Here is a 12522-nt window from a genome sequence, read left to right on the forward strand (position 1 = left end):
GGTCAGAACGTCGTCAGTTCGCCGTCGATGACGCGCCGGGTGATGTCGGTCACGTTCGCGAGTTCGCGGTCGATGATTTCGGAGACCTCGTCTTCGATGTCCGCCAGTTCCACGGACGCCTCGGTGACGACGTGTGCGTCGGCGACGTGGGGCTGGTCGATGGGGCGTCCGATCTGGGAGAGCAGGCGGATGCGCAGGTCGCGGATACCGTCGACCTCGTCCACGACGCTCTCGGCGATTTCGGTGCTGAGGAGGTTGTAAATCTTCCCGATGTGGTTGACGGGGTTCTTCCCGGAGGTCGCCTCCATCGACATGGAACGGTTCGGGGTGATGAGTCCGTTCGCACGGTTGCCACGGCCGACGGACCCGTCGTCGCCCTGTTCTGCGGACGTACCGGTCGTCGTGAGGTAGATAGCACCCTCCTCGTAGTTGTCGGCGGTGTTGACGTGCACGTCGACTTCGCGGTCGGTGTGCTCGTGGGCGACCTCGGTGACGAACTCGCGGATCGACTCGACCTCCTCGATGTAGTGCTCGAGGTCTTCGACGTACCTGTCGACCATGGCGGCGGCGACGGTGATGTCGATGTGGTCGCCCTCTCGCTTACCCATAATCTTGACGTCCTGCCCGATGGCGGGGTGTTCGTCGTGGTACTCGCCGTTGAGCCGGTGTTCGGCTTCGAGGACGATCTGTTCGGTCTCGGTGTTCGGGGCGTGGCCGACGCCGAAGGAGGTGTCGTTGGCCATCGGGACTGCCGCACCGTCCTCGCCGAAGACCGTCTGGAGGTCGCCGGACCCCTCACCGAGTTTCACGTCGACGACGATGTCGGTGCCGAACTCCAGTTCCGGGAAGTGCTCGCCGAGGTACCGGCGGGCCGCTTTGAGCGCGACGGTCTCGGCGGGGATGTGGTACTCGGTGCCCTCGTCGTCCACGTAGTGTTTGGTGGCGCGGCCAACGATGAGGAGATAGATGGGTTCGATGACCTCGCCGCCGCCGAAGGCGGGGGCAGCGGTCCCGGCGACCAGCTGGGTCTCGTCGGTGTTGTAGTGGAGGACCTTGCCGACGCGCTCCAGGTAGGTCTGGGCGAGGGCCTGAGAGACGGATTCCGCGATGCCGTCACAGATGGAGTCGGGGTGTCCGATACCCTTTCGCTCGACGATCTCGACCTCCTGGTCTTCGACCGCGAGCCGGTCGATGGGCTCGACGCGAATATTGCGCTCTGTCATTACTCGGAGTTGACCACCCCCGTTTCTATAACTTGCGGAAAAGGCCGTGCTAAAGAATATGCTCTGTGGTTATTTTTCGTGTCGTGTCCCGGTGAGACGACCGACGAGTCCGACGAGCACGTCCCGCTGGAGATACGCCAGCACAGAGCCCACACCGAGGACGACGACGATACCGAGGAACGTCTTCGGGTCGCCCGTGGCGAGACTGTCACCGGCGTACGCCACAGCGACGAACGAGGGGAGCCGTCCGAGTACGACCAGCGCCAGGAACCGGCGGCCCGAGACGGGCGAGAGACCGGCGACGAAACAGAGCGCGTCGTCGGGGAACGCCGGAAACAGGAACGCGAGGAAGAGTCCGGCCTCGCCGTGGTCGTCGACGAAGTCGTCGAAGCCGTCGAGCACGTCGTCGGTGACCCAGTCCTCGACCGCCGGGCGTCCGTACGCCCTGGCGAACCGGAACACGAGGTAGCTCCCCAGCGCGACGCCGAGGATGGAGTAGGTCGTCCCCGCGACCCAGCCGAAGAGGAAGCCGCCGACGCCACCGAGCGTCTGCCCTGGGACCGGTGCGAGAATCACCTGTGCGGTCTGAATCGCGACGAAGACGACGGGTGCCCACTGCTCGAACCGGGCGAACTGGTCGGCGAGCCAGGCCCGGTCGGTCACCTGCGGGACGAACTGCTGGACGGCGACCGCGACAGCGACCGTCACCAGGACCAGTCCGAGTCCCCACGCGACTGCCTTCCAGCGACCTCGACGGGACGTGAACACCGGTCCGTCGGGCAGCCAGTCGCCGAGCATCGTCAGCGCCTCGCGGCCGCCAGCCAGGCGTTCACCGCGTACTTGTTCAGGTAGCGACGCACGGACGCGCGGTTCCCGTGGGCCGTGGTTCGGCCGGCGCGAATGCCGTCGAGGATGGCCACCGGGTCGACGTCGGTCCGGTGGCCCGAATCGGCGACCTCGACCGTCGTGAAGCCGTCACCGACGGCACTGGGGGTGTGGGCATCGCTGCTACCGATTCCAGGCAGTTCGTTCCGGTCCGCGTAGGCCGCGGCCTGCCGGTTCCGGTACGACAGGAGTGTACAGGCGTTGAACGTCTCGACCGCGTCGGGGTCAGTGAGGTTCGACCGGCGGACCCCGTGACTCGTCCGACGGAACGGGTGCGGGACGACCGCGACACCGCCTGCGTCTCTGACCGCGTCGATGGTCTCACCGAGTGGCCGATGTGGGTCGGGCCGTTCGGTGACCCCCAGGGCGAGCAGGTGCCCGTGTGCGGTGGAGACTTCGACGCCGGGGAGTGCGACCAGACCGAAGTCCCCAGCCTGTTCGACTGCGAGGCGACTCCCCTCGATGGCGTCGTGGTCGGTGACGACCAGACCGTCGAGTCCGGCCGCGGCCGCGTGTTCGAGGACCGCCTCGACCGGGGCCGAGGAGTCGTACGAGAAGCGGGTGTGGACGTGCGGGTCGATTCGGAGCGTCCGTGTCATAGACCGACAGTCGCGAGGTCCAGCCCCAACTCGACCCACAGCACGGCCGCAGAGACGACCACGCAGGCTGCACCGACGACCCAGTGGATGAGTTCGGTCTTCGGACTCTGGTAGTCCGAGACCATCAGCGGGCAGACCACCATCGTCGTCAGCGCGGCCGCCCAGCCGTTCCACAGGCCGAGCGGAGCGAGATAGAGCACGAGCAGGTAGTTCAGGACCACGACCGCGTTCACGTGGACGACGGTGATGCCGTGGTAGTGGCTCGTCCCCTCGTCGTCCTCGATGAATCCCTCGTTGTTGTGTCGGATGAGCCGCAGGCCGCCGAACGCGAGGACGAAGAAGCCGACGACGGCGCTGCTGGCGATGCGGACGAGTTCGGTATCCGCGCCGACAGTGAGGTGTGGCGCGAGTTCGTAGTAGAACAGCAAGGCGGCCGTGACCAGGTAGACGAAGATGTCGATGAAGGAGTCGACCTGCCGACCCAGCGAGGAGGTGATGTCGAGTCGACGAGCGAGGTAGCCGTCGAGTTTGTCGAACAGGAACGCGACGAACATCACGACGACCCCGTAGTTGGACTCGCCAGAGAGGAACAGCAGTGCGGCCGTCCACGCGAAAAAGAGTGCCACGAGACTCACGTAGTCGGCGACGGTCAGCCGGTACAGGATGTTGCCGGGGTCGTACCGGAACCCGGTCCGTCTGGCGCTCCGCCCGAGTGTGCGTTGCAGGAGGACGCCGGCCCGCTCGCTTTCGTCTGACATACTGTACGTGGCACTGGTACAACAGTCGTCTAAAGCGTTCCGGAAATATAAATAAATAGACTAAATAGTATATAGATTTCAGTTCGCCCGGAGCGACTCGCTCCGCCACTCCCGCCCGAACAGCCGGACGTAGCGGGCTGGGGCGGACTGGACGAACCCGTTCGACTCGAACACCCACTTCGAGGGCTGGTTGTCGACCGCGATGAACGCCGTCGCCGTGTCGGCGTCCAACGTCTCGTTCGCGAAGCGCGTCGCTTCCGCGACCAGTGCCGACGCGATGCCGCGTTCCCGATGGGCCGGGTCGACCCACAGTCGCCAGACGTACGCGTCGTCAAAGTGTAACGTCGTCGCCAGGGGCTCGACGTGTTTCGACCGGTCCGTGGTGAGGAACACCCACCCGATGACCGATTCCACGCCGTCAGGTGCCCCGTCACCCGTCTTCCGGGCCAAGATTACGTGGTCCTCCGCGGCCAGTGCCTCGAAGTCGGAATCGGGCCACACCGGGACGGTCGCTGCCTCGTGGACCGACAGCGAGACGCTTCCCAGTGGCTCCGGTGCCGGTTCCTCGCCCAGGTCCTTCCGGTAGCCGTGCATCAGCGACAGTTTCAGCCCGAGTGATTCCAGAAACTCGTAGACTCGGCGGCCGTACGACGTCCGCGTGAGGTTCCAGACGGGGATGGCCATCAGATATATAGAACAGACACGATGGACGTATTTACTGTTCCGATGCTGTATCCGCCAGCAACAGACCGAGGTACGACGTCCGAATCTGGTCGTCGGGGTCCAGCCCCAGCGACCTGAGCACGTCGAACGCCCCCTCACGCGCCTCCTCGACGCCATCCTCTTCCGTCTCCGTCTCGCACTCGACGTACTCACCGAGGCCGTCGACCGCGTCCAGGGTGACGGTGTACCCATCAAGCGCGAAGCGTTCGCGACGCTTGCGGACGGTCGCCGCCGGCTCGAAGCCGAGCCGTGAGAGTATCTCGTCCATCGTCTCGCCGTCGGCGACCAGCGTCTCGAACTCCTCGCGAGTCTTCGATTCGGCTTCGAGAAGTGGCCCCTTGTAGGTCACGTTGGCCTCGAACTCGGCCCCATCGACGGCGTCGACGGCCGCCGCGACGGTGTCGGTCGCGTCCGGGTCGACGGTGGCTTCCCGCCGGATGCGCAGTGCTTCGTCGGTCGCCGCGAAGTCGCGATGCGGCGCATCGTAGTACACGTCCTCCTGGACGACGGCGTCGACGGGGACGGCGTCCTGCTCGGCCAGACGCTCCCGAACCGGCGCGTGGGACGCCTGCACCTTCACTTCCACCTCGTACATGGGCGTACCCAGTGTGAGAGCCGTGAAAAGCGTGGCCGTTGCGTGGCCGTTTCCGGGGGGTCGGACGTGCTCACGCGAGTCAGAAACGTGTTCCTTAAATGCTGACCGTGAGACGGATAACGTATGACCGATGACCAAGAGGCCGAGATGGCCGACGCAGAGGACGAAGTGAGTGAGGAAGAAGCCGCCGAGGAAGAAGAAGTGACAGGACTCCAGGACGGCGACTTCGTCAAACTGAACTACACCGCCCGAACCGCCGAGAGCGACCAGCTGGTCGACACGACCGACCCGGCGGTCGCCGAGGAAGAGGGCATCGACGACGAGGGTCGTCCGTTCGAGCCCCGCGTCATCGTGCTCGGCCAGGGCCACATGTTCGCGGCCGTCGAGGACGAGATTCGCGGCAAGGAGGTCGGTGACTCCGGTCACGTCACCATCCCCGCCGCGGAAGCCTTCGGCGAGTACGACGACTCCCAGGTCCGCACCGTCAGCGCCGAGAAGATTCCGGAGGACTCCCGCCGTCCCGGCGCACAGGTCCAGATCGACGGCGAGCAGGGCTACATCAACACCATCATCGGTGGCCGTGCCCGCGTCGACTTCAACCACCCGCTCGCGGGTGAGGACCTCGAGTACGACTACGAGATAAGCGAAGTCGTCGAGGACCGCGTCGAGAAGGCCCAGGGCCTGATGCACATGTTCTTCGACGTCGACCTCGACATGTGGTTCGAGACCGACGAGGTCGAAGAGGAAGTCCGCGTCGAGTCCGACGACGAGGACGAGGACGCAGAGCCCGAGTTCGAGACCCAGACGGTCGAGAAGGAGACGCTCTACATCGAGTCCGACCCGCAGCTGCAGATGAACCAGCAGTGGATGTTCGGCAAGCAGCAGGTCGCACAGCAGCTCATGCAGCACCTCGACATCGACCGCGTCATCGTCCAGGAGACCATCGACGGTGGCATGGGCGGTATGATGGGCGGCATGGGTGGCATGATGGGCGGCGCCGGCGGCGCCGGCGGTGCCGACGCGGCCGACATCGAGGCAGCCCTCGAAGAAGCCGACATCGACGCCGAGGACATCGAAGCGGACCTCGACGAAGAGTAACCACCTCGAGTTCTCTCCGTTTTTCACGAGCGCGCAGCGGCAGTGCTGTCGACACCTGGTCGTCGACAGCGTGAGCAACAGCGCTCGGCTACGGAGGTGACGTGACGAGAACGAGTCGGTCGGCGTCCTAGTTCCTGACCCAGGCCTTCGCGGTCCGGACGAACGTGGAGAGGTCCTCGAGTTTCATCATCCGGAGCATGCCGAGCACGTTCCCTTTGTTCGCGGACTCCAGCCGGTTCGCTGGCATGCGATGGAGGTCCATCATCAGTTCGTCGTAGCGGTCGTTGGAGACCCGGTACAGCATCTCGGTCATGAACAGCCGGGTCTTCACCTTCGGCGCGACACGTTCGTGCCAGAGCTGGTCGTAGATGGCGAGTTCGGAGGCGGAGGTGTCGCGTTCGCTGTGGGTGAGGACGCGGTCGGCCGTCGCGGCGGCGACCCGACCCGACCGCATGCACTTGTCGATACCTTCGCCCCACAGTGGGTCGACGGTCGGCACGGTGTCACCGATGGCCATGAAGTTGTCAGTGCTCATGCGCTCCGGGAGCTGGATGTGTGCGGAGCCGCGGTGCTGGATTCCCTCCTTGCGTGTCGCGTTCGCGAAGCGCGGGTCGGTGTCGACCCAGTACTGGAGGTAGTCGTCGATGGTGAACCCGGACTTGGAGTTCTGGCGATGGCTCTCGTTCTGGAGGTAACAGACGCCGACTTTCGCGGTGTCGGCGCCCGTGTGGAATATCCACGAGTAGCCGCCCGGGGCGATGTCGTGGTCGAGGCGGAGCATCATCGAGTCCGTGAGGTCGGCGTAGCCGTCGGCATCAACGTCGATGCCCTCGTACTCGAACTCGATACCGATGGCCTGCTTCTCACGCTCGAGGTTGCAGACGTCGAGTTTCTTCGCGAGCGGGGCGCTCGGCCCGGTCGCGTCGATGATAATGTCGCCGTACACTTCCTCGTCACCGTTGTACTGCACGCCGACGATCTTCCCGCCTTCCGTGATGGGTTTCGAGACGCGGGAGTCGAACCGGTACTCCGCGCCGTCGGCCTCGGCCTCGTCGACCAGCCAGTTCTTGAAGTCGGCGAATTCGAGGACGGCACCGGGCTGGTGGCGGCGATAGTAGTGGTTGGGAGATTCGAGGACCACGTCGTCCGTGAAGTTCATCACGACCTCGTCGGGGATGCCGAACGAGGCCATGGTCGAGGGGAACGTCCCCGCGGTCGATTTGTTGCTTCTGCTCGGGAACTCGTCCTCGGCCTCCGTCTCGAGTACGACCACGTCGTACCCGCGGGAGGCGAGGTCTCGTGCCGCTTGCCCTCCGGCAGGGCCCGCACCGGCGATAACCACGTCGTATGTTTCAGTCATGGTAGAGTAGGCATCATCGCGACGGACGATTGCGCGTTACCCACCCTTTCTGAACCATCCATGTAATTTGTTCTGATTTGGACTACTGGTGTTTCCGCTGGCCTGTTGCAGGAATGTCTCTCCGTGTCACCGGTCGCGTACAACGGAAGTGGGCTGTGTCGCCGACACCTCACGCGATGTCGCGCGAGGTGTCGATGGCGACCTGGTCTGCGAGTTCGAGTTTGACCGTCTCGGTGAGCGCGGTGCCACCGCGGAACTTCGGCACCGAGAGGCGGTTCTCGAGTTCGGTCCCGCGGACTTGCGTTTTGAGGTCGAACACGACGTCGGCCATGTGTTTCGTCGTGTCGCGGTTCGTCGGGATGTGGTGGCCGTTCAGGCAGTGCAAGAACGCGATGGAGCCGGTGTTGACCATGTGGGTCTGGAGTTCGGTCATGAAACTCCGGTACCGGTTCCGGTCACCGCGTTCGAGGACGTCGGCCGTGTCGATGATGAGGTTGGCCCCCTCCGGGAGCGCCCGGATGAGGCGGTTGGCCTGGTCGAGTGGTTCCGACCCGGAGATGTCACGCACCGTCGGGTTTCCGACCGGGGCGTTCGTGTTCTCTATCGCGTCACGGACCGCCTGGTCTGACCGTTCGGTCGTCAGGTACAGTGTGCCGCGAGCGGCCGTGAGCTCGTACAGCAGAAGCTCCGACTGGCTCGCAGGGTCCACGGTGAAGGCAACGATAGCGCCCGGTGGGAGTCCGCCGTTGAGCTTCCGGTCGAGCACGTCGATACCAGTCTCGAGCCGTCCGGCCATCTACACCTCGGTTAGCAGCCGCCACCTAAATAATTGTTTGCGTACTCAGTAGTCGAGCTGCGTCGTCGTACGCTGCCCAGACCGCCGACGATTCCAGGGGACGGCGTGCCGGTGGGACCGTCGCCAGCACCGGCGCATCGAGGAGGTCGGCAACCCCTGTCGGCGCCTCCTGGGTCCGGGTGAGGACGACGCCGACGACGGTCGTGTCCAGCTGGCGGGCCATCGCGGCGGTCTTGGCCGCGTCGAGCAACGCCTGTGGCGTCCCGTCGCTGACGAGGACCGTGCGGTCGACGGCCCGGAGCGGTTCGACCGCGGGTGGGCCGGCTCCGCCCGGAGTGTCCACGATGGTTCTGGTGGTATCCCGGGAAGACAGTCGCTGGAGGGCGGTGGTGACGGGACACGTCGCGCTCGCGGGCGGCGCACCGACGAGTCGGACACCGGGGTAGGCGGGTACCGGCTGGTCCAGCGGCGTGCCGACGTCGCTGGCGGTGGCGAGCGTCGGCTCCCGGTCGCAGCCGGCCAGCGTGTGCAGGTCGGGCATGTCGCAGTCCACGTCCACGACCCGGACCGGTCGTCTGCGGGTTCCAAGTGTGGCGGCCAGCGCGAGCGTCGTGGTGGTCTTCCCGACGCCGCCCTTGCCGCCGGCGATGGCGAGCATGCCGGGTCTGGCCGCGGCATGGTACTTGAACGCCCGCAATGGTTTACAAAATACGTAAACTACAAATCGGCTGCTGTCGTTTCGATGGTATGGACAGTCACGACGAACCGACCGATGGACCGCTCCCTCCAGCCCTCGTCGACCGCATCGCGTCCACTCACGGGGTCGCGGCCCCGGAACTCGGACGGGTCCTCGGCGACATCCACGACGACCTCGTCGACGGGGCCGATGCCTTCCACGCCTACTACACCGGGAAGAACCCGGACGTTCCACGGTATCCGGGAGACGGTGAGGGTGCCGAACTCCCCCCGGAACGCGTCGTCGCCGACGGACTCCTGGAAATCATCACCGTCACCGACGAGGAGTGGGACCAGTTGCTCGGTCGGTTCGCACTCGACGGTGACCTCGCACGGGCGGTCCAATCGGCCCACGCCGAGTACGCCGCGTCGGTTGGTGTGGATGTCGAGCCGAGCGACGGCCGCAGACCGCTGGTTCTCCCGGGCCACCGCCTCGGCGCGATGGTCCGAGTTGGGCTCTCCCGGCGACAGGCCGCAGTCCAGGTGCTTCGGGAACAGGGGCTGACGCAGGCGGCTATCGCGGACCGGCTCGGCCTCGACGTCGGCACCGTGAAGTCGCACTGCTACCGGGTCGACGCGAAGGTCCGCGAAGCGAACGAACTCCTCGCCGTCGTCGACCGTCCCGTCACCGACGACGAACAGTGAGGTTCAAGGTGTGTGGCCGACGCCATCAATCTAATGCGTCACGACCACCTGCTCACCGCGAAACAGCTCACGCGGGAGGACATCGAGACGGTGCTCGACCACGCGGCCGAGGTGGACGAGAACCCGGCGGCGTTCGGCGAGCGTCACACCGGGAAACTCCTCGGACTGTGCTTTTTCGAGCCGAGCACCCGGACGAAGATGAGCTTCGAGGCGGCGATGAAACGACTCGGCGGCGACGTGGTCGACATGGGGCCCGTCGAGTCCTCGTCCGTCAAGAAGGGGGAATCGCTCGCGGACACGATGCGCGTGGTCGAGGGGTACGCCGACGCGCTCGTGTTGCGACACCCGCTGATGGGGGCGGCGAAGATGGCGAGCGAGTTCGTCGACGTCCCGCTGGTGAACGCCGGTGACGGCGCGGGCCACCACCCGACACAGACGCTGCTCGACCTCTACACCATCCGCGAGAACGCCGGGCTGGACGACCTGACCATCGGCATCATGGGCGACCTGAAGTACGGTCGCACCGTCCACTCGCTGGCGAACGCACTGACGAACTTCGACGCGAACCAGCACTTCATCGCACCCGAATCCCTCAAACTGCCGCGGTCGGTCCGGTTCGACCTGCACGAGGCTGGCGCGAACGTCCGCGAACACACGGAACTCGACGCCATCCTGCCGGAACTCGACGTGCTGTACGTCACGCGCATCCAGCGCGAGCGGTTCCCCGACGAGAACGAGTACCACAAGGTGGCCGGACAGTACCAGATCGACGTCGAGACGCTGGAAGCGGCCTCGGACGACCTGTCGGTGATGCACCCGCTCCCGCGTGTCGACGAGATCGCACCGGACATCGACGACACCGCGTACGCGAACTACTTCGAACAGGCTCACAACGGGGTGCCCGTCCGGATGGCACTGCTCGACATGCTCCTGGAGGAAGACCGATGAGCGACACGAACAAGGAACTCCGCGTCTCGAAGATTCGCAACGGTACCGTCATCGACCACGTCCGCGGCGGCCAGGCACTGAACGTGCTCGCCATCCTCGGCATCACGGGGACGAGTGGGGAACAGGTGTCCATCGGGATGAACGTCCCGTCCCAGACGCTGGCGACGAAGGACGTCGTGAAGGTCGAGGGTCGAGAACTCAGCCAGGACGAGGTGGACGTGCTCTCGCTCATCGCGCCCGACGCGACCATCAACATCGTCCGCGACTACGAGGTGGTCGAGAAGCACCGCGTCTCGCGACCCGAATACGTCTCCGGCGTGCTCTCGTGTCCGAACCACAACTGCATCACGAACGCGAAAGAGCCGGTCGACACCGAGTTCGAGGTGCTTCGTGACGGCGTCCGGTGTAGCTACTGTGAGACCATCGTCCGTGAGGACATCGCCTCGCACATCCACACGGACTGACATCGAGCTGACCGCGGACTGACACGCCAGCCCGACTCGAAGATAGTTTTCGATTGATGTATCTTTCCCGTGGCGCAGGCGGTGATTTCGGTACGTGAAACCACACCACGAAAGCAACCGACCCCAGAAAGGACTAAATAGTCACCGGACGAACGTTTTGGTATGTCGAAGAAGATCAAACTCGTGCTCGCCCTGGTCGCAGCTGTCCTCGTCTACAAGATGGTCGCTGGTGGCTCCGGAACCGCCGTCGAAGTCGACTACGACGTCGAGGAATAGCCGACCTTCACGACCGGTCCCTGCATTTTTCGAAACACGTACCCCGACTCGTTCCCCAGCGACAGGTATGTACGGCGTCGTCACGCGGAACGAACCGGAACTCGACTGGTCGGAGTTCGACCGCGCATTCTACGAGGTCAAAGACGTGACCGGGCGCGCGGTCGAACCGGTCGCCGAGGCGGTGAACATGGTCTCCTGTTTCGGCGACACCGCCGCCGGTGAGGCGAAACCCGACCTCGTCCCCGTCAACGACGAGGGCGAGAAAGCGACGAGAGAGCGCCCGTACTTCGACTGGGGCTACATCTGCCCCTCTCGCGAGCGCTACCGGGAGGGCCTGCTGGAGATGATCGAGGACTGCGCGGCCGTCAACGGCGACGTGCGCCTGGACGACGTGGGGTTCCCGAGACAGGAGTACTGCTACTGCGAGCACTGCAACGAGGCGTTCAAGGAAAGCGAGTACGACGACCGCTTCGAGTGGCGCGCGAGCGTCATCACCGAGTTCGTCGCCGAAGCCGCGGCGCGCATCCCCGGCAAGACCTACTTTACGCTCTACCCTGACCCATACCCGGGCCACCTGTACGAGCGCGCCGGGCTCGACCTCGACGCTCTCTCGGAGTACGTCGACGAGTTCGTCGTCCCCCTCTACGACATGGCGTACTCGACGACGTACTGGCTGGAGGTCATCGCGTCGGGGTTCCAGGACGCCCTGTCGAAACCGTTCTCCATCGAACTCTATGCTGTCGACGTGGACATCGACAACCTCATCCACGCGACCGAGGTGGCCGACGCCTACGCCGAGGACGTGTACTTCGGGTACGACGCGAGCCAGGCGAGTGCGGCCATCCGCCGGATGAAGGCCGACTCGCAGGACGGGAAGACGTTCGGGGACTTCGAGTAGTCTCAGACCTGCATCCGCATCGAGTGGTACTGCTGGTGCATGCCGTAGTCCTCGAAGAACTCCCTGGCCCCCTCGTTGTCGACGTGGACCGAGAGCGAGAAGAACGCGCAGTCGCGCTCGCGCCCCCAGTCGAGGAGCCGGTCGAGCAGGGCGGTCGCGACCCCCTCTCGTCGGTACGCGGGTTTCACGTAGAGGCCGTCGCAGTAGACGGCGGGAGGCCGGTCGTAGATGGGCGGCGTGGGTGAGACCGCGCCGGAGACGCTTCCGACGAGGTCTCCGTCGTCAGTCTCGGCGACGAAGAGGACGCGGTCCTCGTCGTCGAGCCAGTAGTCGATGTCGGGGTCGGTGCGGGCCTGTTCGGTGAGGTTGCTGTACTCGGGTTCGCGTTCCTCGGCGGCCTCGTAGGCGGGAACGAGGAGGTCGCGGGCGATTCGTGGCTGGTCGGCAGGTGTGGCGTTCCGTAGTTGCATGTGGTGGTGAGTGTCGAACTGGTCAACGGAGTCGGAGCTACCGGGCGGT

General features: G+C 65.1%; 15 protein-coding genes. 5 read left to right on the forward strand and 10 right to left on the reverse strand.

Going from position 1 to position 12522, the window contains the following annotated elements:
• Positions 1-2: 2 nt before the first annotated feature.
• The 6 genes from ACSC1R_RS15185 to cyaB all read right to left on the reverse strand — a co-directional run bounded on the left by ACSC1R_RS15185 (position 3) and on the right by cyaB (position 4783).
• On the reverse strand, positions 3-1223 hold the full coding sequence (locus ACSC1R_RS15185; RefSeq protein WP_439026564.1) for a methionine adenosyltransferase: 1221 nt from the start codon (positions 1221-1223) through the stop codon (positions 3-5).
• 69 nt (positions 1224-1292) lie between these two features.
• Positions 1293-2021, reverse strand: a complete 729-nt coding sequence (locus tag ACSC1R_RS15190) for a TVP38/TMEM64 family protein (RefSeq protein ID WP_439026565.1) — start codon at positions 2019-2021, stop codon at positions 1293-1295.
• Between the two features lie 2 nt (positions 2022-2023).
• Positions 2024-2707, reverse strand: coding sequence for a CehA/McbA family metallohydrolase (locus ACSC1R_RS15195; protein ID WP_439026566.1), 684 nt, complete (start codon positions 2705-2707; stop codon positions 2024-2026).
• Positions 2704-3465 carry a CDP-alcohol phosphatidyltransferase family protein gene (locus tag ACSC1R_RS15200; protein WP_439026567.1) on the reverse strand — a complete coding sequence of 254 codons (762 nt, stop codon included), beginning with the start codon at positions 3463-3465 and terminating at the stop codon, positions 2704-2706. The genes ACSC1R_RS15195 and ACSC1R_RS15200 overlap by 4 nt, the downstream gene beginning before the upstream one ends.
• Positions 3466-3543: 78 nt before the next feature.
• Positions 3544-4149, reverse strand: coding sequence for a GNAT family N-acetyltransferase (locus tag ACSC1R_RS15205; protein WP_439026568.1), 606 nt, complete (start codon positions 4147-4149; stop codon positions 3544-3546).
• 31 nt (positions 4150-4180) lie between these two features.
• On the reverse strand, positions 4181-4783 hold the full coding sequence (gene cyaB, locus ACSC1R_RS15210) for a class IV adenylate cyclase (RefSeq protein ID WP_439026569.1): 603 nt from the start codon (positions 4781-4783) through the stop codon (positions 4181-4183).
• Between the two features lie 123 nt (positions 4784-4906).
• On the opposite strand from cyaB, the gene ACSC1R_RS15215 reads away from it, so the two are divergent.
• Complete coding sequence (locus ACSC1R_RS15215) at positions 4907-5881, forward strand: FKBP-type peptidyl-prolyl cis-trans isomerase (protein WP_439026570.1); 975 nt, start codon at positions 4907-4909, stop codon at positions 5879-5881.
• A gap of 127 nt (positions 5882-6008) precedes the next feature.
• Here ACSC1R_RS15215 and ACSC1R_RS15220 read toward each other — a convergent pair whose 3' ends face one another.
• The 3 genes from ACSC1R_RS15220 to ACSC1R_RS15230 all read right to left on the reverse strand — a co-directional run bounded on the left by ACSC1R_RS15220 (position 6009) and on the right by ACSC1R_RS15230 (position 8695).
• Positions 6009-7241, reverse strand: a complete 1233-nt coding sequence (locus ACSC1R_RS15220; RefSeq protein ID WP_439026571.1) for a digeranylgeranylglycerophospholipid reductase — start codon at positions 7239-7241, stop codon at positions 6009-6011.
• Between the two features lie 169 nt (positions 7242-7410).
• The gene (locus ACSC1R_RS15225) at positions 7411-8037 is read right to left on the reverse strand and encodes an RAD55 family ATPase (RefSeq protein ID WP_439026572.1); all 627 of its coding nucleotides are present in this window, start codon (positions 8035-8037) and stop codon (positions 7411-7413) included.
• Positions 8038-8062: 25 nt separating this feature from the next.
• Positions 8063-8695 (reverse strand): MinD/ParA family ATP-binding protein, encoded by a 633-nt coding sequence (locus tag ACSC1R_RS15230; RefSeq protein ID WP_439026573.1) that lies wholly within the window; start codon positions 8693-8695, stop codon positions 8063-8065.
• 89 nt (positions 8696-8784) lie between these two features.
• On the opposite strand from ACSC1R_RS15230, the gene ACSC1R_RS15235 reads away from it, so the two are divergent.
• The 4 genes from ACSC1R_RS15235 to ACSC1R_RS15250 all read left to right on the forward strand — a co-directional run bounded on the left by ACSC1R_RS15235 (position 8785) and on the right by ACSC1R_RS15250 (position 12003).
• Positions 8785-9417 (forward strand): sigma factor-like helix-turn-helix DNA-binding protein, encoded by a 633-nt coding sequence (locus ACSC1R_RS15235; RefSeq protein ID WP_439026574.1) that lies wholly within the window; start codon positions 8785-8787, stop codon positions 9415-9417.
• Between the two features lie 33 nt (positions 9418-9450).
• Complete coding sequence (gene pyrB / locus ACSC1R_RS15240) at positions 9451-10365, forward strand: aspartate carbamoyltransferase (protein ID WP_439026575.1); 915 nt, start codon at positions 9451-9453, stop codon at positions 10363-10365.
• On the forward strand, positions 10362-10829 hold the full coding sequence (gene pyrI, locus ACSC1R_RS15245) for an aspartate carbamoyltransferase regulatory subunit (RefSeq protein WP_439026576.1): 468 nt from the start codon (positions 10362-10364) through the stop codon (positions 10827-10829). Before pyrB ends, pyrI begins: the two co-directional genes overlap by 4 nt.
• Positions 10830-11172: 343 nt before the next feature.
• On the forward strand, positions 11173-12003 hold the full coding sequence (locus ACSC1R_RS15250) for a hypothetical protein (RefSeq protein ID WP_439026577.1): 831 nt from the start codon (positions 11173-11175) through the stop codon (positions 12001-12003).
• Positions 12004-12005: 2 nt separating this feature from the next.
• Here ACSC1R_RS15250 and ACSC1R_RS15255 read toward each other — a convergent pair whose 3' ends face one another.
• On the reverse strand, positions 12006-12473 hold the full coding sequence (locus tag ACSC1R_RS15255; RefSeq protein ID WP_439026578.1) for a GNAT family N-acetyltransferase: 468 nt from the start codon (positions 12471-12473) through the stop codon (positions 12006-12008).
• Positions 12474-12522: the final 49 nt, after the last annotated feature.

The sequence above is a fragment of the Haloarchaeobius ordinarius genome, assembly GCF_051801355.1.
GTDB lineage: Archaea > Halobacteriota > Halobacteria > Halobacteriales > Natrialbaceae > Haloarchaeobius.